Raw genomic sequence first — 22174 nt, 5'->3', positions numbered from 1 at the left:
TCAAGGGCATGACGAACGACATCGAGCCCTTCCGCATCGAGATCACGGCGGCCGGCCTGGACGATCTCAAGGACCGGCTCCGCCGTACGCGGTGGACCGACGAGCTGCCCGGGGCCGGCTGGGAGCGCGGTGTCCCGGTGAGCTACCTCAGGGAGTTGGTGGCGTACTGGGGAGGCACGTTCGACTGGCGCGCCGTCGAAGCCGAACTCAACCGGCACGCGCAGTTCACCACCGTCATCGACGGCCAGAATCTGCACTTCCTGCACGTACGCTCGGAGCGCGCGGACGCGACGCCGCTGCTGTTGCTGCACGGCTGGCCCGGTTCGGTGGTCGACTTCCTCGACGTGATCGAACCACTCACCACCGGCGAGACCCCCTTCCACCTGGTCATCCCGTCCCTGCCCGGTTTCGGCTTCTCCGGCCCGATCACCGAGGCGGGTTGGACCGACACCCGGATCGCGTCCGCACTGGCGGTTCTCATGGCCCGGCTGGGGTATGAGCGGTACGGCGTGCAGGGCGGCGACATCGGCGCATTCGTCGGCCCGGCGCTGGGTCGCGTCGACCCGGAGCACGTCCTCGGCGTCCACGCGAACGCGCTGGTCACCTTCCCCACCGGCGACCCGGCCGACATGGCGGCGCTGACCGAGGCCGAACAGTTGCGGCTCGAAGCACTGAAGCGTTTCCAGGACGACATGTCCGCCTACATGCAGCTGCAGGGCACCCGGCCGCAGACGCTGGCGCACGCCCTCGCCGACTCCCCGGCCGGCCAGCTCGCCTGGATCGTCGAGAAATACCGGGAATGGACCGACGCGACCAAGGAACTGCCCGAGCAGGCCGTCGACCGGGACCGGATGCTGGCAACCGTGAGCATCTACTGGTTCACCGACACCGCGCGCAGCGTCGCCAACTCCTACTACGAACGGTTCCACGACGCGAGCATGTGGGCCCCCAAGCCGCCGGCCACGGTGCCCACCGGGGTCGCGGTCTTCCCGACCGGTGACTACGCGATCCGCCGCTTCGCCGAAAGGGCCCACCACATCACGCACTGGTCCGAGTTCTACCGCGGCGGGCACTTCCCCGCCCTGGAGGCGCCGGACCTGCTCGTCGGCGACATCCGCGAGTTCTTCGCCTCGCTGACCCGGCAGTGACCATCCACAAAGCCCAGGCGTAGGAGGCCTCTGTACGCCTGATATCCGGAGGCGGCCGGCCGCCGGTGGCTGGCAGGATGTCGGGCGTGACGTACCGGATCCGGTTGCTCGGCACGGAGGATCAGCGGCTCGCGTGGGAGCTCGGGAGCCTTGCGTTCGGGTACCACGGGCAGCCGATGCCCGAGGACTGGGCCTCCGAACGGCCCGGCCGGCGGACGTTCGGTGTCTTCGACTCGGCCGGGCGGCTGGTCGCCAAGGCGGTGGACCGCGAGCAGGGCCAATGGTTCGGCGGCCGGGTGGTACCGGCCAGCGGGGTGGCCGGCGTGGCGACCGCGGCCGAGCTGCGGGGGCGTGGTCTGGGCCGGCTGGTGCTGACCCGGCTGTTGCGGGAGGCCCGGGAACGCGGCGCGGTGATCAGCACGCTGTTCGACACCACCGCGGGGCCATACCGGGCGCTGGGCTGGGAGGAGGTCGGCGCGCTCGTCTACTACGCGGTGCCGACCCGGGTGCTGGCCGAGATTCGCGCCGATGCCGGGACGACGTTGCGTCCGGCGACCGAGGCCGACATCCCCACCGTCGGCGAGATCTACCGCGAGGTGGCACGGGCCGGCACCGGCATGATGGAGCGGTCCGGGCCGGCCTTCGGGGCGACCCCGGCGCAGCTGCTGGCCGATTACGACGGCTTGACCGTCGCCGTTGACGGCACCGGCGCCATCGTCGGGTACGCGAGGTGGGACCGCGGGCCCGGCTACGACGAGAGCGGCAGACTCACCGTGGACGACCTGATCGGGCTGACGCCCGAGGCGACGCGCACGCTGCTGGCGATGCTCGGCGGCTGGGCCAGTGTCGCGCCGACGACCGCGATCCGGCTGGGCACCGCCGACCCGGTCTGGTCGCTGCTGGCCCGCGGCGACGCCAAGCCCGAGTCCGCCCAGCCGTGGATGCTTCGCCTCGTCGACGCGCCGGGCGCGGTCGCCGCCCGCGGCTGGCCGCGGCTCCTGACCGGCGAGGTCGACCTGGAGCTGACCGACGACGTCTGCCCGTGGAATCAAGGCCGCCACCGACTCGTGCTCGAGGGCGGAAAGGGCCGGCTGGAGCCGGGCGGCGCGGGCACGGTCCGGCTGACACCGCGCGGCCTGGCCTCCTGGTACGCGGGTGCCGCGACGCCGCGGCAACTTCGCCGCAGCGGTTTCCTGACCGGTGGGGACGCCGGCACCGACGAACTGCTGCACGCCGCAACCGCCGGCCCCGTGCCGACACTGCACAACTACTTCTGAGGGTCGGCTCTGGACTCATCGGCGGTCTTCCATGTTAGCGTAAACACCCAGCTCATCCCGCCCACCACGGGAGGATCGCGTGTTCCCCGTACGCTTGAAAGCCGCTCTCGTCCTCGCGGCCGTCACCCTCGCTTCCGCCGCGACGGCGCGGCCGGCCCTGGCCGACACCTCGGTGACCTTCACGCCCGGCGCGGCCTGGACCGACACCTCCGGCAACACCCTGCAGACGCACGGTCTCGGCATCCTCAAGTCCGGATCGACCTGGTACGCCTTCGGCGAGAACAAGACCGGCGAGAGCTCCGGCAACACCTCGTTCCAGTCGATCAACTGTTACAGCTCGACCGACCTGAAGAACTGGACCTATCAGCGGGCCGCGCTCTCCCTGCAGAGCAGCGGCGACCTCGGCCCGAGCCGCATCGTCGAGCGGCCCAAGGTCATCTACAACTCGTCGACCAGCACGTACGTCATGTACCTGCACATCGACAGCACAGACTACGCCGAGGCCAAGGTCGGCGTGGCCACCAGCAGCACGCCCTGCGGCGCCTACACCTACCTGGGCAGCAGCCGGCCGCTCGGTTACCAGAGCCGCGACATCGGCCTCTTCCAGGACACCGACGGCACCGGATACCTGCTCAGCGAGGACCGGGCGAACGGCCTGCGGATCGACAAACTCTCCAGCGACTACCTCACGGTGAGCTCGGCCGTTGCGGTGCTCGCCGACTACGAGGCGCCGGCCATGGTCAAGGCCGGCGGCCGCTACTACCTCCTCGGGTCCCACCTGACCGGCTGGAGCACCAACGACAACGACTACACCACCGCGACGTCGCTCTCCGGCACCTGGGCGGCCTGGCGGCCGGTGGCGCCCAGCGGCACCAACACCTTCACCAGCCAGACCGCGAACATCATCACGGTCTCGGGTGGTTCCTCCACCACTTACCTGTACGCGGGTGACCGCTGGACAACCGCGAACCTGGGCACCTCGCCTCTCGTCTGGCTCCCCCTCACCCTGTCCGGGACGACGGCCTCGATCGGCTGGCAGAGCAGTTGGACGCTGAACGTCACGGCAGGCACCTGGACCGGCGCGACCAACCCGGCGAACGGCACGTACAAGCTGTCCGCCGTCAACAGCGGACTGCTGCTGGACGTCTCCGGCGGCAGCACGGCGAACGGCGCGTCGATCATCCAGTGGTCGTTCACCGGCGGCACCAACCAGCGGTGGACCCTGGCCCCGGTCTCCGGCAACGTCTACACCATCACCGGCGTGGGCAGCGGCAAATGCCTCGAGGTCCCCAGTTCTTCCACGACCCAGGGCACCCGCTTGAGCATCTACACCTGCAACGGCGGCGCCAACCAGCAGTGGGCGCTGGCCGGCACCGGGTCGACGCAGTTCGTCCTGGTGAACCTGAACAGCGGCTGGGTGGCCGACGTGGTGAGCGGTTCCACCGCGACCGGCGCCCAGATCGAGCAGTGGGCGCAGAACGGCGGCGCCAACCAGCACTGGACGCTGACCGCGGCGTGATCCCGGGGGCGCCGCCCGAGCCGGGCGGCGCCCTCTCCCCGGCTACGACGGCGCCGGATCACGTGCCGAGGACGGGAAGGGGATCCCCGGCCTCCCGGAACGCGCGGGACAGCAGGGCGCCGGCGTCGGTCGCCGACAGGCCGGGCGGCAGCGCGTGCGGCGGGCCGGGTCGCCACGTGCCGGGCACCGACAGTTGCTGGTTGCCGACCTCGACCACCCGGCCGTTGATCTCTCTGGCGTCCGGGCCGAGCAGCGCGGCGACGATCGGCGCGACATGCTCGGGCGCCCACGGGTCGTCGCCGCCGCCGGGGCCCGCGGGCAGCCAGTCGGTCAACCGGGTGCGGGCGGCGGGGGCGATCGCGTTCACCGTCGTTCCGTACCGGCCGAGTTCGTCGGCCGCGACCCGGGTGAGCATGGCCACGGCCGCCTTCGACGCGCTGTAGGCGGCTTCGGCCCGGAACCCGTACAGCCCGGCCGCGGAGGTGGTCAGCACGGCGGCGGCCGGAACGGCGCGGCCGGCCTTCGCCTCGGCGCGCCAGTACGCGCCGAACGTCCGCAGCAGCCGGAACGGCGCGGTCACGTGTACGTCGAGCAGCAGTCGCAGGTCGTCGTCGGCCAGCCGCAGCACCGGCCCCGAACGCAGCACCCCGGCGTTGGCCACCAGGCCGTGCACCTGCCCGTAGCGGCGCAGCGCGGTGTCGAGCAGCGCCCGCGGAGTGGCCGGGTCGGTGACGTCGTGGACGGCCGGGCAGGCGCTGCCGGCCGTTCCCCGTGTGGCGTCCACCGTCTCCTTGAGGGCCGCCTCGTCGATGTCGTTCGCGACCACGGCGGCGCCCTGGCGGCAAAGCTCCAGGGTGTACGCCCGGCCGAGGCCGCGTGCGGCGCCGGTCACCACGACCACCCGGCCGGCCAGCGGGGCCGGGCCCGGATCGGGGGCGGCGGGGGCCATCGTGCCCGCGCGCACCCGCTGCACCACCGCGTCGATCTGCCGGAGCATGTCGGCCTCGGCGCGGTAGGCGCCGAACGCCGCATCGGCGCCGCGGGCCAGCAGGTCGGCCTGGTCGGCGTCGGTGAGCACGCTGCCGCCGAACACCAGCCCGATCCCCAGGTCACGGCAGCGGCGGACCAGCTCGTCGGCGTACGCGGTGAATTCCCAGGAGTGCACCGAGACGCCGATGACGTCGGCGTCCTCCTGCTCGGCCACGGCGGCCAGCCGGTGCGGGGTGTTGAACCGGCCGAGATAGATGACCTCGTAGCCGTGCCGGACCAGGATCTGGCTGATCGCCATGGCGCCGACCTCGTGCTGGTCCAGACCGAGCGTGCCGATCACGAAGCGGCCGGGGCGTGGCGGCGTCATCGGTGCGCCCCGGCGTACTCGAACGGGTCGGCCGGCAGGCCCTGCCCCTCGCGGAGGCAACCGGCGATCTCGCCGAAGGTGGCGTCGGCGTCCAGGGCGGCCAGCAGTGGGGCCATCAGGTCCGCCTCCGGGTCGGCGGCCGCCCGGCGTACGTCCGCAAGATTTTCCTGCAATGGACCATCTGCCCGGGTCGGCCGCCAGGACCGGATGCGCTCGACGTGCGCGAGGTCGGGCGGGAACCGCTCCTCCGCCACGTCCCGGAGCAGCCGGTCGGACTCGGGCGGTACGACGTGCTCGTTCACGCCGACGATCCGCAGTCGTCCGTCCTGGACGGAGGTCGAGTGCCGGTCCATGGCGTTGGTGAAGATGCCGCGGAAGTAGCCGTTCTCGACCAGGGTGTCGACGTCGCCGAGGGCCTCCATCCGGCGGACCGCCTCGTCGATGCGCCGTTCGAGGTCGTCGGTCAGCGACTCCAGGTACCACGAGCCACCCAGCGGGTCCTCGACCGCGCCGACGCCGGTCTCCGCCTGGATGATCTGCTGGGTGCGGATCGCGAGCTGGTGCGCGACCGCCGACGGCGTACGGAACGGCTCGTCGAACGTGGAGATCTCCAGGCCCTGTACGCCGGCCATGGCCATCGCCAGCGCCTGGACCGCGCCGCGCACGATGTTGTTGGCCGGTTGCGCGGCGGTCAGGCTGAGTCCCGAGGTGTGCACGGCGATGTTCACCGACCAGGACCGCGGGTCGACCGCCCCGAACTCCTCGCGCATCATCCGGGCGTAGAGCCGGCGGGTGGCGCGGATCTTCGCGATCTCCTCGAACAGGTCCATCCGGCAGTTGACCAGGATCGCGATGCGCGGCGCGAACGCGTCGACCGGCAGTCCCCGGGCGATCAGCCGGCGGCTGACCTCGCGGATCTCGAGCAGGCCGAGGCTCATCTCCTCGACCACGTCGAGCCCGCCGTCCGAGATGTAGTACGTGTCCTCGAGGAACGCGTGGAACCGGGGCATCTCGCGCAGCGAGAACGCGATCGAGTCGAGCGCCAGCCGCATGCGCAGCCGGAACGGCAGGAACGTGGAGTACGAGCAGTCCTCGGCGTACAGCGGGGGCTGGATGGCCGAGCCGCGCAGCACCGCCGGTTGCAGGCCGCTCTCCCGCCCGGCGAGGTACTGCCCGGCCAGCGCGAACGCCGCCGGCAGCGAGTGGCTGAGCGTGATGCGGTCCAGCGGGATGCCGTCGAGCAGTTCGAGGAAGTCCTGTTTGCGGCAGAGCGAGACGCCGGTGGTGCCGACCGCGGGCACGGACATCGGGTGGTCCGGGTCCATCACCGACATGGTCGGGTTGTCGCCGATCACGTCCACCCCGTGGGCGCCGTGCGCGAGCAGCATCCGCAGCTGCTCGTTGGAGCGGCGGGGCGATCCCTCGCCGGAGAGCTCCCGCTGGATCCAGCCGTCCGGGGGCCGCAGCCGGCCGCGGGTGAACGGATAGGTGCCGGGGTCGGCGATGCGGTCGTAGTCCGTACCGCCGTCTTTGGGGGTGTAGAACCGGCGTGCCGTCACGGTTCACCGCCGGCCTGGCACAACGCCAGGGCGAAGGTGCGGTAGCGCGCCGCCAGCTCGGGCAGCGGGAGCGGCCCGTCCGGGTGGTACCAGCTGCGGATGCCGTCCAGCATGTCCAGCATGGCCATGGCGGTGAGCAGCGGGTCCGCGACGGGGAAGCCGCCCTCGGCGACGACGTCGCGGACCGCGTCCCGGTACGCGCGGCGCAGGGCGGCGATCCGCGCCTGCTGCTCGGGGCTCAGCGCGTTCAGCACCGGGCTGCCGACCAGCAGCTCCTTGCTCCGGGTCACGGTGAGCTCGACGTGCGCGACGACCGCCCGCCCCAGCCGCTCTCGCGGCGGGACGGTGGTGTCGCGCAGCCCGGCGACCTGCCGCCCGGTGAACTCCTCCAGGAACCGGCTGATGATCGCGAACAGGATGTCCTGCTTGGTGGCGTAGTAGTGGTACAGCGTCGAGGTGGACAGGCCGACCGCCTCGGCGAGGTCGCGGATCCCGACGGCGTGATACCCGCGCTCGGAGAACAGGGTGGCGGCACGGGACAGGATGGCGGCGTCGCGCGACTCTGACATCCGGCCAGTGTGCAGGACCGTGTTCATGGCCGCCCGCCCGCCGGCTGGATCTCCGCGAGCCTGCGCTTGAGGATCTTCCCGCTGGGGTTGCGCGGCAGTTCGTCCAGCCGCACCAGCTCGACCGGCAGCTTGTAGTCGGCGAGCCGGTCGGCGGCCCAGGCGCGCAGCTCGTCGAGAGCGAGCGTCCGGCCGGGCCGGAGCACGACGACGGCGCGGACCCGCTCGCCCATCACCTCGTCGGCGACGCCCACGACCGCCACGTCGGCGACCGCCGGATGCCGGGCGAGCGCGCCCTCCACCTCCAGGCTGTAGATGTTCTCGCCACCCCGGATGATCATGTCCTTGAGCCGGTCCAGGACCCGCACGTAGCCGGAGGCGTCGACCTGGCCGATGTCGCCGGTGCGCAGCCAGCCGTCGGCCCGGAAAGTCTCCGCGGTCGCCTCCGGTCGCCCCCAGTACCCGGCCGTCACGGCCGGGCCGCGCACCCAGAGCTCGCCGACGCCATCCGGGTCGGGCTCGGCCACGCGCACCTCGAGGCCGGGCACCGGCCGCCCCACCGACCAGGGCCGCTCCTGCCACTCCCGGCCGATCGCGCAGGTCACGATCGAGGTCGCCTCGGTGAGTCCCCAGATGTTGGCGAAGGTCACCCCGGGCAGTCGCGCGGTCGCGCCGGCCAGGAACGCCTCGGGCACCGGGGAGCCGCCGAAGCAGACCATCCGCAAGTGGGGCAGCTCGGCCGGGTCGAACGCCGGATCGGCGAGCATCAGATGGATCATCGCGGTCACCCCGGCGAAGACCGTAATCCGGTGCTCGATCAACGCCTCGCGCATGCCGGCCGCGGTGAACCGCGGCTGGAACACGCGGGCGGCGCCATGGGCGCCGAAGCCGACCAGTTGGGAGACGATGCCGGTGGCGTGGAACATCGGCGCGATGACCAGCGTACGGTCGCCGGCCGTGGCGCCCAGCACGGTGCCGCAGGTGCCCGTGTTGAAGGCGATGTTGGCGTGGGTCTGCATGGCGCCCTTGGGCTGCCCGGTGGTGCCGGAGGTGTAGAGGATGTTCGCCACGTCGCTTCCGGCGACGGACAGCCCGGGCAGCTCGTCGGCGGCGTCGCCGGGCGCGGTCAGCTCCTCGACGTCCCAGAGCGGGCACACCGGCGGCACCCGCGAAGCCGTCCCGGCATCCACGATCACCGCCAAGGCGCCGCAGTCGGTCAGCACGTATGCGATCTCCGGCTCGGCGAACCGGGTGTTGACGAGCACGGCCACCGCGCCGGCCAGTTGCACGCCGCCGTACGCGACCGCGTAGCGCCAGCCGTTGGGCAGGGCCAGCGCCACCCGGTCGCCGGGCCGGACCCCGCGCGCCTTCAGCCGGGCCGCGACCCGTCGGGCGGCCACGGCGGCCTCGGCGTGCGAGAGCACCGTGTCGTCCTCCACCAGCGAGTCGCGGTCCGGCCACCGGCGCGCCGCGGCCAGCATCAGCCCGCCCACAGTCGCGGTCATGGCTGAGCCTCCTTGGTCATGCCCTTCTGGCCCTCGCCTCCGGCCTGAGTGGGCAACTTGCCGAAGTGCCGCTCGGTGCAGGCGGTCATGACGGTGCTCCGGTCGCCAGAACCATGTCCGGCGCCGGGTCGTCGCCGGTGCGGATCAGCTCGGTGGTCAGCCGCAGGCCGGTAGCAGGGCACAGGTATTCGCGCAGCAGCATCTGTTCGCCGGGCCGGCCGGGCCGGGTGGCGAACTCCGGCGCCAGTTCGCTGACCGGCGTGTCGCGTACCGCGCAGGCGGACCGGTAGTCCCCGGTCACCGGGCCGAGCAGCACCCGCCCGGTCAGCGAGACCCACTGGCCGGCCGGGGTCGTCCCCAGTTCGCCGGCGATCGGGCGCAGCCGGGCGTCCGGCTCGGCGCGTCGCGCTTCCCCGGCCGGAGGAACGGCGCCGGAGAGCCGCGCGGCCAGGCGTTGCGCCCGTTGCCGGTCGGTGGCCGGCCGGTCCACCCCGCCCTCGGCGGCCCAGATCACCGCGTACACCCGGGTGGCGTCGGCCGGGTCGAGACGGCCGGCGGCGACGTCGCGGTCCACGTCGTCCGGGTCGCGGGCCAGCGGGTCGCCGTACCCGGGATTGTTCGCGCCGGTCCAGGAGATGACCGAGTCCGGGCCGAGCATCAGCATCGGCCCCTTGTGCTCGACCGGCTGGTCGGTGCCCGGCAGCGCGGCGAGATCCTGCGGCACCACGCCCGCCGCGAACTGGTCGGCCAATCCGACGCCGTGCCTGACCTGGACCCGGCCCATGCTGCTCGGGTTCGCGCCGAACGGGCCGACGGCCTTGGGGAACGAGTCGTCGATGTACAGCGCCGCGGCCATGCCCGGGGTGCCCCACGGCACGTACGCCTCGGTGATGGACCGGCCGCCCCGCCGGGTGCCGGCGCCGTCCGCGCCGCAGGGCAGTGCCCGCCGGTACAGGCAGAGCATCGGGTAGAGCTGCTCGGTGTCCTCGACGTTGCTGGCGATGCCCTCCGGGATCCAGAAGTGCCCGCCGAAGTCGGCGCCGTCGGCGTCGCTGCCGGCCGGCAGGGCGCCGATCATGTTGTTCGCGTTGACCGCGATGTACGGCGCGCCGTTGTCGAACTGGCCGGCGATGATGGTGCCGTACCAGTGCGGTTGTGCCGGGCCGAGCGCCCGGTCGCGCACCTCGGGCGGGCCCGCGGCCACCATCTTGGCGATGACCGAGCCGGCCAGGCTGATCAGCAGCTCCATCGTGAACACGCCGGACGGGCTGACCGCGGCCGGGAAGTCGGCGCAGGACAGAGTGCCCGGCACCGGATCGAAGTGCACCCGCCGGTACACACCGCCGTAGGCGCCGGCCAGGTCGGGAGTCAGCGAGGCGGTGAGCGCGGCGAGGAACGCGCCGACCAGCCCGGCGTACGTCACGTTGATCGAACCGGCCTGCGGATCGGTGCCGGCGTTGTCCACGAACAGCTCGTCCCCGCTCTTGCGCACGGTCAGCTGGTACCGGTAGAGCCCGGTGTCGCCGGTGTGCGAGGCCTCCGCGTAGAGCCGGTGCGACCAGGTGCCGTCCGGGATCTCGCCCAGCCGCTGCCGGAACAGCTGCTCGCCGGCGTCGAGCACCCGGTGCATCACGGTCTTCACCGCATCCGCGCCGTACCGGGAGATCAACGCCTCGATCTTGCGTACGGTCGCGGTGTTCGCCGAGACGGCGGCCCGCAGGTCCATCTGCACCACGCCGGGCAGCCGGGACTGGCGCAGGAACAGCTGTTCGAGGTCGGGCCGCAGCCGGCCGCCTTCGACGATCTTGAACGGCGGGAACGCCGGCGGGTCGGTGAAGATGTCCGCGGCGTCCACGCAGAAGCTGCCCACCACCGAGCCGCCGATGTCCGAGTGGTGCAGCACGTTCGCGACCCAGCAGAACAGCTGCTCCCCCACGAAGACCGGGGCGGCGACGATGGTGTCCGGCTGGTGCGGGGTGCCCACGTACGGGTCGTTGGAGAGGAACATGTCGCCGGGGCCGATGCCGGGATCGCCGCCGCGGTGTTCCAGGATCCACTTGACCGTCAGCGCCTGCGCGTTGGAGAAGTACTGCAGGTACGGGCCGAGGAACACCAGCTCGCCGCGCTCGGTGAGGATGGACGGCTGGAAGTCGCGGGTCAGCATGGTCACCGGGGAGACGCACAGCCGCTGCAGGGTCTGGCCGTGCTCCACGTTCGCGTTGAGCAACGCGTACCGGATCACCTCGAAGGTGACCGGATCGACGTCGGCGGAGCCGGCCTCGTGCAGGGGCAGGGCCGGATCGATCGGCAGCGGCTCGGCCGGCACGTAGCCGCGTTGCACGCCGTCCCAGGAAATCTTGGTCATCGCGCCGCCTCCCGGGTGGGTAGGTGCAGGTGGAGGTGGCCCCGGCCGGCGGTCAGCGAGGCTCCGCCGGGCACCGCCACCGTGGTGTGCGGCAACTCGACGAGGGCCGGGCCCGCGATGCGGTCGCCGCCGGCGAGCCCGCTGCCGTCGTGGACGGCGGTGTCCAGCCAGGCGCCCGGCTCGGGCCAGAACACCGAGACGGTGTCCGTGGCCGCGGCGGCCGCCGCGGCCGGCGGCGGCACGGCGGGTTGCTCCGGGCCGGGCACCCGGGCCCGGCAGCGCAGGGCGAACACCTCGGCCGCCTGGAACGCGGAGGCCGCCGCGACGCCGTACCGCTGCGCGTACTCCTGGAGGAACCGTCCGACCAGCTCGCCGGCGTCGCCGTCCGGCGTGACCGGCACCTCCAGGGCGTGCATGAGCTGCTCCTGGTAGCGCATCAGCGCCCACACGTCGACCCGCGGATCGGCGGTCACTCCGGCATCCACCATGGCCTGCCGGGCCCGGCTCATCGCGCCGGACACCGCCCGCCGCAGCTCGGCGTCGTCGATCGGCGCCCGCAGCGCGGTCTCGACCTCGACGAACCGGGCGACATCACCGGCGGCGATGCCGTACGCCGACAGAGTCGAGGCGCCGTTGCCGAGCGGGATCAGGACCTCGGCCACGCCGATCTCGGCCGCGTAGCCGAAGGCGTGCACCGGGCCGGCCCCGCCGTAGGCGTAGAGCACGAAATCGCGCGGGTCCAGGCCGCGTTCGAGGGTCTGCTGGCGGATCAGCGTCGCCGCCCGCAGGTTGTTCACCCGCAGGATGCCGGCCGCCGCCTCCTCCGGCCCGAGCCCCAGCGACTCGGCCAGCCGTCCGACGGCGGCCCGGGCGGCCGCCGCGTCCAGCGGCATCCGCCCGGCCAGGAAGCCCTCCGGCCGCAGCAGGCCGAGCACCACGTCGGCGTCGGTCACCGTGGGCTCGGTGCCGCCGCGGCCGTAGCAGGCGGGGCCGGGCTGCGAGCCGGCGCTGCGCGGGCCGACCCGCAGCGCGCCGGTCCGCGGATCGCGCGCGGCGATCGTGCCGCCGCCGCACGCGGTGGTCCGCACGTCGAGGTGCGGCAGCCGGTAGGTGTACTGGTCGATGACCGCCTCGTCGGCCACCACGGCCCGGCCGTCGACGACCAGGCCGATGTCGAACGACGTGCCGCCCATGTCGGTGGCCACGACGTTGCGGTGGCCCAGGGACGCCGCCAGCGCGACGGTGCCGGTCAGGCCGGCGGTCGGCCCGGAGTCGAGGGTGCCCAGCGCCAGCTCGGCCGCGGCCGGGGCGGGCACCACCCCGCCGCTGGACTGCATCACCAGCAGCGGCGCCGGCATGCCACCATCCGCCAGCCGGCCGGCCATCGTGGTCAGGTAGCGGGTGCAGGCCGGGCCGACGTAGCCGTTGAGCACCGTGGCCACCATCCGCTCGTATTCGCCGAGCCGGGGCGACACCCGGGACGAGAGCGAGACGAAGACCTCCGGCGCCTCGGCGTGCAGGATCTTCTCCAGCGCCAGCTCGTGCTCCGGGTTGGCGAACGACCAGAGGAACGCCACGGCAACGCTGTCCAGCCGGTGCCGGCGTACGAACGAGGACACCAGCTCGGCCGTACGGCCCTCGTCCAGCGCGACCACGACGGAGCCGGCGGCGTCCATCCGCTCGTGCAGCTCCAGGACCGCGCCCGGCACGATCAGCGGGGCGGGCAGGGCCGTTCCCCGCACCCGGAAGACGTCCTCGACGCCGCGGCCGGCGACTCGGCCGTGACCGCGCATGATGGCCAGCGCGTCACCGTGCCCGGCGGTGGTGATCAGGCCGACCCGGGCGCCGGCGCGCTCCAGGACGGCGTTGGTACCGATCGTGGTGCCGTGCCCGAACCGCTCGGTGGCGGCCAGCAGCTCGGGCAGCGACAGATGGGCCTCGGCGGCCAGCTCGGCCAGCCCGTTCAACACGCCCTCGGCGGGGTCGTCCTTGGTGGACAACACCTTCGAGCTCGCGTACGAGGCGTCGTCCGCCCCGATCAGTACACAGTCGGTAAAGGTTCCCCCGATGTCGACGCCCAGGTGAAACATGCGACCTCCCGCGGCCGCCCGATCGATCGATCGATCGGGAACGTCGACAACGTAACGCCGCGGAAATGCCAAGTCAACATTTCAGCCCGCCCAGCAGCTGACGTCACCGACGCGGCCGAGGAACTGGCCCCACCGGACACCGGGGACCTCACCCGGGATCTGGTCGCGCACCTCGGGGCGATCGGCCGCTTCCTGACCGCCTCGGACGCCGGCACGGTCTTCCGGGCACTCGCCGCCGAGGGGCAGCACGACCCCCGCCTGGCCGCCCGGCTGCGCGAGGAGCACCTCACTCACCAGCGGATGCGCGACCGGTTGCCGCTGGAGCGCGCCGTGCGGCGCGGCGACCTGTCGACCGGCACGGACCTCGACCTGCTGGTCGACCGGCTCGTCGGACCGCTCTACTACCGGGCGCTCGTGACCGGCGAGGAGATCGGCGAGGCATTCGTGACGGGCCTGGTGACAGCGACCCTCGGCGGCGTCTAGCGCGGCCGTCAGCCGGTGTCGCTGACCTCGGGCATGAACTCGCGCGCGATCACGGCAGCCGCACCGCGGTGCCGGGGGTGACCAGGCGGACGGCGACGCCGGGCGCGAGCCGGGCCGCCGCCTCGGCGAAGTGCCGCGGGTCCCGGTCGGATTTGGTGATCAGCCGGTCTCCCAGCCGGCCGCTGGTGAAGGCGTAGTGGTGGGGTATCGCCAGCGCCGGCCGCAGCACTGCCGCCAGCTCGGCGGCCTGTTCGGCGTTCATCACGACCTGCTGAAGGTTCATCGGACGGATGCACAGGCCGTTGGTCGGCAGCAGCGCCAGGTCGATCGCGCCGAACCGCCGCGGGATCTCGTCCTGCTCCGGTATCCGCAGCGAGTCGCCGCCGAAGAACACCGTGCGCCCGCCGGCCTGGATGACGAAGGTGACCTCGTGGACGCCGTGCCGGCCGGGCGTCGCCGTGACCGTGAGGTCGCCGACATCCTCCGACTGCCAGGCCTCGATGGTGCGGACGTCGCGGAACCCCTTGGCAGCCGCGATCGGGGTGACGGTACCCGGGCCGAGCAGCGGGGTGCCGAGGTCGAACCCGCCGTCGACCAGGGCGTCCAGGTCGCAGTGGTCGTAGTGGTCGTGGCTGACGACAACGGCGTCGACGTGGCCGAGCGCGGCGACCGTCGACGCGACGGGCTCGCCCGGGTAGTAGGTGGCCGTGGTGGTGAACCACGGATCGGTCAGCACCCTGGTCGCACCGAACCCGACGAGGTGGCAGCTGTGACCGATACGGGTGACGGTCAACGGGGTGGTCACGGCGGGGTCTCCTAGTCGTCGAGCAGGGCGCCGAGCAGTTCTTCGGGGGTTTCCAGCTGGGGCAGGTGGCCGGTCCGCGGCAGGATGGTCAGCCTTGCCAGCGGCAGTGCGCCGGCGTAGGCCCTGGCGTGCGCGGTGTCGACGATCCGGTCGCTCTCGCCCCAGATCACGTGCACCGGCAGGTGCAGCTCACGGAGCCGGTCGAGCAGCGTCGGGTCGGACATCGACGGCCCGCTGTAGGCCGCGAGCGCTTGCAGATCGGGACCGGGACCGGCAGCACCGGGCGGCGGGGCCGGGGCCCGGGTCGGGTCGTGCCAGGAGTGCGCGGCGAGCTCCGCCCGGGTCATCGCGCCCACGTCGGCCATCGGATGTCCGTCGACCTGGATGCCGACGGCGTCGATCAGGACCGCTCCGCTGACGCGCGGGCTGCCGAGCAGGGCGATCTCGGCGGCGAGCCAGCCGCCGAACGAGTTGCCGATGACCGTGACATCGGCGAGACCGAGCCGATCGAGCAGGGCGACGTAGGCGCGTGCCAGGTCGGCAACCGCATGGAGGGCGTCGGGCCGCGGGGTCGTGCCGAAGCCGGGATGCGTCGGCAGCAGCACGCGCGAGTGCGTGCGCTCGGCCAGCAGGTCGGCGAACCCGGCCATGGTGGCCACGCCCCCGCCGCCGTGCAGCAGCAGGAACGGCTGGCTCCGGTCGCGGTCGGCGACGGTGATCTCAACGGCGCCGACCGGCGGGATGTCGACAGTGGTCCGGGTCGTGGTGGTGGGCCGCAGTGAGCCGGCCGGAACAGTGGTGGTCATAGTCCCGAACCTTATATAAGGATCCTTAGGTACGCAACCTGAGTTAGACTCCCGCCATGCCACACCTCCGGGCCGACGTCGCGCTGGCCGTCAAGCGCCTGCAGCACCGCCACCACCGCGCGCTCAGCGCGGCCCTGGCCCCGCTCGGGCTGTCGCTGGTGCAGTGGGACACGCTGCGGCACCTGCACCGGAACCCGGACGCCTCGCTGCACGCCCTGGCCGAGCTCACCTTCCAAACCGATCAGTCGTTCGGTTCCCTGGCCGGGCGGATGGTCGATCGCGGCCTGATCGAGCGGGTCCCCGGCCCGGGCCGGGCCGTGAAGCACCGGCTCACCGACAAGGGCGAGCACCTGCGAGCCGCCGGCCAGGAGTTGGTGGACCAGGTCTTCGAGCGATCTTTCGAAGGGTTGACCGCGCAGCAGATCGACCAACTCGGCGACCTGCTCGCCGCCGCGCTCGATCAAAAGGCAGTCGAGCCGTTGCCCCCGCCGGAGTAGCTGGCGACTGGTTCACCGGTGGAGCGGGGCGCCGCTACGCCGGGTGGATCAGGGTTCGTCGAGGAAGTCCGCCACCGCCGCGGCCGTCTCGGCGGATCGCTCCAGCAGGAAGAGGTGCCCTCCCCCGGGCACCACGTGCAGCCTCGCACCGGGGATGAGGCGACTAAGGAGACGGCCGTTGGCCAGCGGCACGATCGGGTCGTCGTCGCCGGCGATGACCAGCGTGGGCTGCGGCAGGCGGCGCAGCCACGGCAGGCTGGTCCAGCCGCCGATGGCGTTCAGCTGGGCGAGATAGCCGGCGGTCGACGGCGCCTCGGCGAACCACGCCAAGGAGCCGTTCGGCGCCGCGTCGGGGTCGTGCCGGGCCGCGCCGCAGAGTCTGCTGGCTACGCTGCGCGTTCGACCATGTGCGGGCGGACACGATCCGGCCCGGGCCGTTGTGCCCGCGCACTATGGCGCCCGGCCGGGAGCCCGTACGCTGCGGGGATGACCCCGGAGCCGGTCGCCGTCATCGGTCAGCGGCTGCTCGGGCGGGTCGACGACCTGGCCACCGAGCTGACCGGGCTGATCCGGGGAGCCGAACCCTTCTACGGCACGGCCGGTGTGGTGCCGCCGGAGGATCTGTACGGGTCGGTGCTCGACAACCTCGTGCACATCCTCAGCCAGCTCGCCGGCCGGCCGATGCCCGGCCGCGAGCCGCCGCGGGACACCGGCCGGCGCCGGGCCGACCAGGGCGTGCCGCTGCCGGTCATCCTGCACGCGTACCGGGTGGCGGGGAAGTTCATCTGGTCGGTGATCCTGGCCGAGGCGGCCGGCGACGAGGTCGCCACCGCGGCCCTGCTGGAGGCCGGCTCCGAGTTGTGGCTGATCATCGACGACCGGTCGGGGGCGGTCACCGACGCGTACCGGGATGCCGTCGTGGAGCGCGCCCGCAGCGACACGCAGACCCGCAACGCCATGGTGGACGTGCTGTTGCGGGGCGAGGCGGGCGACGGGTCACGGCTGTGGGAGGCGGCCGCGACGCTGCGGCTGCCGCACCACGGCGAGTTCGTCGTGGCGGCGGCCCGGACGAACGGCCTGGGCGTGGCGGCCATCCCCCGCGTGGAGGAGACGCTGCTCCGGTGCGGGGTCGCCTCCGCCTGGCGAGTCGAGGCCGACGCGCACGTCGGCGTGCTCGTCCTCACGCCCCGGGCCGGCATCGACCAGGTGTGCGACCACCTCGCTGCCCGCGCGGCCGGCCCGCTCGGGGTCAGCGCCCCGTACGCTTCCTTGGAGCTGACCCCGACCGCCCTGCGTCAGGCCCGGCTGGCCTGCGCCGCCGGCGACCCGGCCGGCCACGCGGTGCTCCGCTACGAGCGGGCGCCCATCCCCATCCTGCTGGCCAGCGCCCCCGACGCGGCGGCGGCGGTGGCCCGCGCGATCCTGGGGCCGGTCCTCGATCTGCCCGAGGCCGATGCCGCGGTGCTGCTCGACACGCTGCGCGCCTGGTTCGCCGAGCGGGGCGCCACCTCCGCGGCCGCCGCGAGGCTGCACGTCCACCGCAACACCGTCCGCTACCGGCTGCGCCGGGTCGAGGAGCTCACCGGCCGCGACCTCGCCGAGCCGGCCGGGATCGCCGAGTTGCACCTCGCGCTCGAGGCCACCAGCCGGCTGCCGGGCCACGAACCCACCTCCGACCGGCCCTGACGACAGAGGGGATGGCGATGGCCACGCCCGAGCCCGCGACCGTGTTCCGGTGGGCCGCCGCGGCCACGTGCGGGGTGCTGGCCGTCCTGCTCGCCGCGTACGGCCTCTACCTGGTCCGCAGCATCCTCGTCCTGGTCCTGATCGCGCTCTTCATCGCGATCAGCTTCGAGCCGGTCGTGGTCAAGCTGACCGGCTGGGGCCTGCCGCGCGGCGTCGCCGTCGCCATCGTGATCGCCGCGCTGGTCGTGCTGACCGTTGCCTTCCTCTGGTCGGTCGTGCCGGCCCTCGCCGACCAGGGCGGCCGGCTGATCGACGACGCCCCGGCCTACCTGCGGCAGCTCACCGACGACTCGCGGCAGGTCCGCGAGGTCACCGACCGGTACCACCTCACCGACCGGCTGGCCTCGGCCGTGGCCGCCCTCCCGGGCACGATCGCCACCGGCGCCGTCGGGTTCTTCCAGCACTTCCTCGGCGCGGTCTCGTCCGGCCTCACCGTGCTGGTGCTGAGCATCTACTTCATGGCGGACCTGCCGCGCCTGCGCCGCGTCGTGCTGTGGCCGCTGCCCGAGCGCCATCGGGCCCGCGGCGCGTACGTGCTGGATGTCGTGGTCGACAAGGTCGGCGGCTACATGATCGGCAACATCATCATCTCGGTGTTCGCCGGGACGGCCGCGTTCCTGTGCCTCGAGGCCGTGGGTGTCCCGTTCGCGCTGCCGCTGGCCGTCACGGTGGCGATCTGCGACCTGATCCCGATGATCGGGGCCACCCTGGGCGCCGCCATCTGCGTGCTGGTCGCGCTGTTCACCGTGGGCCTGTGGCCACGGACCATCATCGTGATCATCTTCTTCGTCCTCTACCAGCTGGCCGAGAACTACCTGCTGGTGCCGCGGGTGTTCCGCAACACCGTGGACATGCCGGCCGCGGCGGTGCTGCTCGTCGCGTTGACCGGCGGCACGCTGCTCGGCCTGGCCGGCGTCATCATGGCGATCCCGATCGCCGCGACAATCAAGGTCGTGCTGACGCCGGCCACGACGATGGAATCACCGGGTCTGCCGGACATCGGTGAGCACCCGCCGGCCCGCCCGTAGGCGGACGCTGATCGTCCGAACCGGGTGATGCGCCGCCGGTTGCCGGCGTGCCAGGCTGACTCGATCGCGCCCGCAACGGGCAACACTCGATTCAGCCGGGCGGTGGCCATGTCGCAAACCGTGCCGGAGCCGGGTCTTCGAGGGCGGCTGCGGGAATGCGAGGTGCTGCGCCGGGCGGTGACCGACGCTCGGGACGGGACCAGTCAGGTCCTGGTCCTGCGCGGCGATCCGGGCTCGGGCAAGACCGCTCTGCTCGATTACTTCGCCGGTCTCCTCACCGACTGGCACCGGCTGGTGGCGGTCGGCGTCGAGTCGGAAATGGAGCTCGCCTACAGCGGGTTGCATCAACTGTGCTTTCCGGTGCTCGATCACCTCGGTCGGTTGCCCGCACCGCGGCGGGACGCACTCGCGGTCGTCTTCGGCCTGAGCTCGGGTCCGCCGCCCGACCGGTTCCTGGTCGCTCTGGCCACCTTGACGCTGCTGGACGAGATCGCCAAGGATCGGCCGCTGGCGTGTGTGGTCGACGACGCGCAATGGCTGGATCAAGCCTCGGCCCAGGTCCTCGCGTTCGTGGCGCGCCGCCTGCTGGCCGAGCCCATCGTGCTGGTCTGCGCCGCCCGGACCGGCATGGGCGACGCGGTGCTGGCCGGCCGGCCCGAGATGGCGGTCGGGGGTCTCGGCACGGAGGACTCCCGGGCATTGCTGCTGGCCACCATGACCGGTCCGATCGACACGCTGGTCGTCGACCAGATCGTCGCGGAGAGCCACGGCAATCCGCTCGCCCTTCTCGAGCTGCCCCGCACCTGGACAAGTTACGACCTCGCGGGTGGGTACGGCCTGCCGGACAGCCGGCCGGTGTCGAGCAAGGTGGAACAGAGCTACGTCCAGCGACTCGCCACGCTGCCACTGGAGACGCAGCACCTGCTGCTGGTCGCGGCGGCCGAGCCGCTCGGGGATCGGCGCCTGCTGGAGGCGGCCGCGGCCGGTCTCGGCATCGACCTGGCCGCGGCGGCCCCCGCGACCGCGGCCGGCCTGCTGCGGTTGACCGACCGGGTGCAGTTCGCGCATCCGCTGGTGCGGTCGGCGACCTACCGGTCGGCCACCCCGGATCAGCGCCAGCGGGTGCACCGGGCCCTGGCCGAGGTGACGAACGCCGGCACCGATCCGGACCGGCGGGCGTGGCACCGGGCCCGGGCCATCAAGACCGCCAACGAGGACGTGGCCGCGGAGCTGGAACGCTCGGCCGGCCGCGCCCAGTCGAAGGGCGGAATCGCCGCGTCCGCCGCGTTCCTGTCCCGAGCGGCCGAGCTGACACCGGACCCCTCCCTGCGCAGCCGGCGGGCCCTGGGCGCGGCGTTCGCCGCCGTGCAGGCCGGCGGCTTCGAGACCGCCCGGACGATGCTCACGCTCGCCACCGACGGCGTCGTCGACGAACTCCAGCGGGCCCAGATCGACCTGCTCCGCGCGCAGCTGGCCTTCGCGTCCAGCCGCGGCACGGAGGCACCGCCGCTGCTGCTGGCCGCGGCGCGGCGCTTGGAACCGCTGGACCCGGCACTGGCCCGCGAGACCTACCTGGACGCGTTCTCGGCGGCGTTGTTCGGTGCCAGGCTGAACGAGAGCGTCGGGGTGGCCGAGATCGCGAAGGCCGCGGAGGACGCGGCCGGCCGGATCGGGCCGTCGCCGAGCGCCGCCGACCTTCTGCTGCAAGGGCTGATCGCGCTCGCCGTCGACTACGGCACCGGCGTGCCGGCGTGCCGGGCCGCCGTGCGGCGGATGGCAGCCGGCTGGACGCCGCCTCCCGGCCAGCTGCGCCGCCTGTGGCAGGGCTGCGTCGTGGCGATCGAGATCTGGGACGACGAGGCCGCGTACGTCCTGGCCGGGCGCCACGTCGAGATCGCCCGCCGGACCGGAGCGCTCAGCGAGGTGGCGCTGGCGCTGAGCTCCCAGACGCCGGTTCTCGTCTTCTGCGGCGAACTGGCGGCCGCCGCGGCGGCGGTCGCGGAAACGCGATCCGTCGAGGAGATGACCGGCATCTCCGCCGCCCCGTACGGTGACCTGATCGTCGCCGCCTGGCAGGGCCGCACCGAGCACGCCGACCGGCTCATCGCCGGCACCCGCGACGAGGCGACGGCCCGCGGCGAGGGCATCGGCCTGGCCATCTGCGCCTACACCCGCGCCGTACTGGCCAACGGCAGCGGCCGGTACCGCGAAGCGATGGCCGCCGCCCGGGAGGCCGCCGGCCATCGCGAAGTCGTCGTCGAGAACTGGGCCCTGCCGGAGTTGATCGAGGCCGCGTCCCGGGCGGGCGAGCCCCGCCTCGCGGAGGCGAGCCTGGCCCGGCTGACGACGAAGACCCGGGCGAGCGGGACGGATTGGGCGCTCGGCGTCGAGGCACGCGCACGCGCGCTGCTGAGCGACGGCACGGCGGCGGAGGCCCACTACCGGGCCGCGATCGATTGTCTGGCTCGCACCCGGATGCGCGCGGATCTGGCGCGGGCGCACTTGCTCCACGGCGAATGGCTGCGCCGGGTCGACGCCCGCCGCGCGCTGGAGACGGCGTACGAAATGTTCACCGAGATGGACCTGGGGCAGTTCGCGGAGCGGGCCCGGCACGAGCTGTCGGCCACCGGCGCGACCGTACGCAAACGCGGAGGGGAAGCGTCCACCGAGCTGACGCCGCAGGAGACGCAGATCGCCCGGCTGGCCGCCGACGGGCAGACGAACTCCGAGATCGGCGCGCGACTGTTCATCAGCAGTCGCACCGTCGAGTGGCACCTGCGAAAGATCTACACCAAGCTCGGCATCAGCTCGCGCCGCTACCTGCACGCCGCGTTCCCGGATTGACCTCCAGGTCGAGGACAGCTCCGGTCACCGCGATGTCGGTCATGACCCGAACCGCCAGGGCGGCCACGTCGTCCGCCCGGGCGCCGGTGATCAGGTTTACCCGGACGGGGGCCGCCTCCGCCGCGAGGTGGGCGATGTGCGAGGGCAGCGCGTCTTCGGCGACGAACACCAGCGACCCACCGCCGCACATCTCCCGTCGGGCGTAGCACGCGGTGGCGATCGGAAGCAGCAGCCGGTCGACGGCGCGGCGCGCCCGCGCGAGATCGAACAGCATGTGATCGACATGGCCGGGCAGTCGGTCGAGGAACTCCGCGAGCTGCTCGACGTCCGACTCGTCGAAGGCGGCGGTGGCCTCGACGCCGATCTCCTCGGCCATGTCTTCGAGCGGTCCCGTGTGGCTGTCGGTGAGGATCAGTTGCGCTCCCTCACCCTTGGCTCGGCGGGCGGCCTCCTGGCCGATGGCGGTACCGGCTCCGATGATCACTACGGTCCGCCCGAACAGGGACATGGACCTGCTCCCTTCCCGTCGCCAAGGATGCCTGCACCGCCTCCCGGCCGCCACCCTGGACGACTCCGACT

Annotated in this window: 18 protein-coding genes; 8 read left to right on the top strand and 10 right to left on the bottom strand. The window is 72.9% G+C overall.

The genetic code is table 11. The features are described from left to right. Positions 1–8 precede the first annotated feature (8 nt). From IH26_RS0103695 to IH26_RS0103685, 3 genes are all read left to right on the top strand, one after another. Positions 9–1148, top strand: a complete 1140-nt coding sequence (locus IH26_RS0103695) for an epoxide hydrolase family protein (protein ID WP_030434667.1) — start codon at positions 9–11, stop codon at positions 1146–1148. Between the two features lie 86 nt (positions 1149–1234). Beyond that, complete coding sequence (locus IH26_RS0103690) at positions 1235–2425, top strand: GNAT family N-acetyltransferase (protein ID WP_169789709.1); 1191 nt, start codon at positions 1235–1237, stop codon at positions 2423–2425. A gap of 79 nt (positions 2426–2504) precedes the next feature. Beyond that, the gene (locus tag IH26_RS0103685; RefSeq protein ID WP_030434665.1) at positions 2505–3944 is read left to right on the top strand and encodes an RICIN domain-containing protein; all 1440 of its coding nucleotides are present in this window, start codon (positions 2505–2507) and stop codon (positions 3942–3944) included. A 58-nt stretch (positions 3945–4002) separates the two neighbouring features. Here IH26_RS0103685 and IH26_RS0103680 read toward each other — a convergent pair whose 3' ends face one another. From IH26_RS0103680 to IH26_RS0103655, 6 genes are all read right to left on the bottom strand, one after another. Continuing rightward, positions 4003–5301, bottom strand: coding sequence for an SDR family NAD(P)-dependent oxidoreductase (locus tag IH26_RS0103680; RefSeq protein ID WP_051807418.1), 1299 nt, complete (start codon positions 5299–5301; stop codon positions 4003–4005). Then, complete coding sequence (locus IH26_RS0103675; RefSeq protein ID WP_051807417.1) at positions 5298–6860, bottom strand: methylmalonyl-CoA mutase family protein; 1563 nt, start codon at positions 6858–6860, stop codon at positions 5298–5300. The genes IH26_RS0103680 and IH26_RS0103675 overlap by 4 nt, the downstream gene beginning before the upstream one ends. Further along, positions 6857–7429, bottom strand: coding sequence for a TetR/AcrR family transcriptional regulator (locus IH26_RS0103670; RefSeq protein ID WP_169789708.1), 573 nt, complete (start codon positions 7427–7429; stop codon positions 6857–6859). The genes IH26_RS0103675 and IH26_RS0103670 overlap by 4 nt, the downstream gene beginning before the upstream one ends. A gap of 23 nt (positions 7430–7452) precedes the next feature. Continuing rightward, positions 7453–8931 carry a class I adenylate-forming enzyme family protein gene (locus tag IH26_RS0103665; protein ID WP_051807415.1) on the bottom strand — a complete coding sequence of 493 codons (1479 nt, stop codon included), beginning with the start codon at positions 8929–8931 and terminating at the stop codon, positions 7453–7455. Positions 8932–9016: 85 nt separating this feature from the next. After that, positions 9017–11296 carry a hydantoinase B/oxoprolinase family protein gene (locus IH26_RS0103660; RefSeq protein WP_030434660.1) on the bottom strand — a complete coding sequence of 760 codons (2280 nt, stop codon included), beginning with the start codon at positions 11294–11296 and terminating at the stop codon, positions 9017–9019. Beyond that, entirely contained in the window at positions 11293–13386 is a 2094-nt protein-coding gene (locus tag IH26_RS0103655) for a hydantoinase/oxoprolinase family protein (protein WP_030434659.1), read from the bottom strand. The genes IH26_RS0103660 and IH26_RS0103655 overlap by 4 nt, the downstream gene beginning before the upstream one ends. Here IH26_RS0103655 and IH26_RS0103650 point away from each other — a divergent pair. After that, positions 13378–13869, top strand: a complete 492-nt coding sequence (locus IH26_RS0103650) for a TetR-like C-terminal domain-containing protein (protein ID WP_084598592.1) — start codon at positions 13378–13380, stop codon at positions 13867–13869. The genes IH26_RS0103655 and IH26_RS0103650 overlap by 9 nt on opposite strands. A 49-nt stretch (positions 13870–13918) precedes the next feature. On the opposite strand, the gene IH26_RS0103645 is transcribed toward IH26_RS0103650, so the two are convergent. Next, the gene (locus IH26_RS0103645) at positions 13919–14674 is read right to left on the bottom strand and encodes an MBL fold metallo-hydrolase (protein ID WP_030434657.1); all 756 of its coding nucleotides are present in this window, start codon (positions 14672–14674) and stop codon (positions 13919–13921) included. 11 nt (positions 14675–14685) lie between these two features. Then, on the bottom strand, positions 14686–15480 hold the full coding sequence (locus IH26_RS0103640) for an alpha/beta fold hydrolase (protein WP_030434656.1): 795 nt from the start codon (positions 15478–15480) through the stop codon (positions 14686–14688). 56 nt (positions 15481–15536) lie between these two features. Here IH26_RS0103640 and IH26_RS0103635 point away from each other — a divergent pair, with 56 nt between their 5' ends. Beyond that, a complete protein-coding gene (locus IH26_RS0103635; RefSeq protein WP_030434655.1) occupies positions 15537–15977 on the top strand; it encodes a MarR family winged helix-turn-helix transcriptional regulator in 441 nt (146 codons plus the stop codon). Between the two features lie 48 nt (positions 15978–16025). Here the strand turns inward: IH26_RS0103635 and IH26_RS53070 are convergent, their stop codons facing one another. After that, positions 16026–16307 carry an alpha/beta fold hydrolase gene (locus IH26_RS53070; RefSeq protein ID WP_051807413.1) on the bottom strand — a complete coding sequence of 94 codons (282 nt, stop codon included), beginning with the start codon at positions 16305–16307 and terminating at the stop codon, positions 16026–16028. Between the two features lie 156 nt (positions 16308–16463). Here IH26_RS53070 and IH26_RS0103625 point away from each other — a divergent pair, with 156 nt between their 5' ends. The 3 genes from IH26_RS0103625 (at position 16464) to IH26_RS0103615 (ending at position 21595) form a co-directional block, all read left to right on the top strand. Beyond that, a complete protein-coding gene (locus tag IH26_RS0103625) occupies positions 16464–17663 on the top strand; it encodes a PucR family transcriptional regulator (RefSeq protein ID WP_051807412.1) in 1200 nt (399 codons plus the stop codon). Positions 17664–17680: 17 nt separating this feature from the next. Beyond that, the gene (locus tag IH26_RS0103620) at positions 17681–18751 is read left to right on the top strand and encodes an AI-2E family transporter (RefSeq protein ID WP_084598624.1); all 1071 of its coding nucleotides are present in this window, start codon (positions 17681–17683) and stop codon (positions 18749–18751) included. A gap of 108 nt (positions 18752–18859) precedes the next feature. After that, the gene (locus tag IH26_RS0103615; RefSeq protein WP_030434652.1) at positions 18860–21595 is read left to right on the top strand and encodes a helix-turn-helix transcriptional regulator; all 2736 of its coding nucleotides are present in this window, start codon (positions 18860–18862) and stop codon (positions 21593–21595) included. Here IH26_RS0103615 and IH26_RS0103610 read toward each other — a convergent pair. Further along, on the bottom strand, positions 21555–22157 hold the full coding sequence (locus tag IH26_RS0103610) for an SDR family NAD(P)-dependent oxidoreductase (protein WP_281179679.1): 603 nt from the start codon (positions 22155–22157) through the stop codon (positions 21555–21557). The genes IH26_RS0103615 and IH26_RS0103610 overlap by 41 nt on opposite strands. Positions 22158–22174 lie beyond the last annotated feature (17 nt).

This window comes from Actinoplanes subtropicus (assembly GCF_000721705.1).
GTDB classification, from domain to species: Bacteria; Actinomycetota; Actinomycetes; order Mycobacteriales; family Micromonosporaceae; genus Actinoplanes; species Actinoplanes subtropicus.
The sequence above is the reverse complement of the archived record's forward strand: the minus strand, read 5'-3'. Positions and strand labels throughout refer to the sequence as shown.

What these genes read in the sequence shown, in the direction of transcription:
- IH26_RS0103695 (WP_030434667.1), top strand. Translation starts at nt 9, where the DNA reads ATGACGAACGACATCGAGCCCTTCCGCATCGAGATCACGGCGGCCGGC.
- IH26_RS0103620 (WP_084598624.1), top strand. Translation starts at nt 17,681, where the DNA reads ATGGCCACGCCCGAGCCCGCGACCGTGTTCCGGTGGGCCGCCGCGGCC.
- IH26_RS0103680 (WP_051807418.1), bottom strand. Translation starts at nt 5,301, where the DNA reads ATGACGCCGCCACGCCCCGGCCGCTTCGTGATCGGCACGCTCGGTCTG.
- IH26_RS0103640 (WP_030434656.1), bottom strand. Translation starts at nt 15,480, where the DNA reads ATGACCACCACTGTTCCGGCCGGCTCACTGCGGCCCACCACCACGACC.
- IH26_RS0103615 (WP_030434652.1), top strand. Translation starts at nt 18,860, where the DNA reads ATGTCGCAAACCGTGCCGGAGCCGGGTCTTCGAGGGCGGCTGCGGGAA.
- IH26_RS0103670 (WP_169789708.1), bottom strand. Translation starts at nt 7,429, where the DNA reads ATGTCAGAGTCGCGCGACGCCGCCATCCTGTCCCGTGCCGCCACCCTG.
- IH26_RS0103635 (WP_030434655.1), top strand. Translation starts at nt 15,537, where the DNA reads ATGCCACACCTCCGGGCCGACGTCGCGCTGGCCGTCAAGCGCCTGCAG.
- IH26_RS0103625 (WP_051807412.1), top strand. Translation starts at nt 16,464, where the DNA reads ATGACCCCGGAGCCGGTCGCCGTCATCGGTCAGCGGCTGCTCGGGCGG.
- IH26_RS0103655 (WP_030434659.1), bottom strand. Translation starts at nt 13,386, where the DNA reads ATGTTTCACCTGGGCGTCGACATCGGGGGAACCTTTACCGACTGTGTA.
- IH26_RS0103665 (WP_051807415.1), bottom strand. Translation starts at nt 8,931, where the DNA reads ATGACCGCGACTGTGGGCGGGCTGATGCTGGCCGCGGCGCGCCGGTGG.
- IH26_RS0103660 (WP_030434660.1), bottom strand. Translation starts at nt 11,296, where the DNA reads ATGACCAAGATTTCCTGGGACGGCGTGCAACGCGGCTACGTGCCGGCC.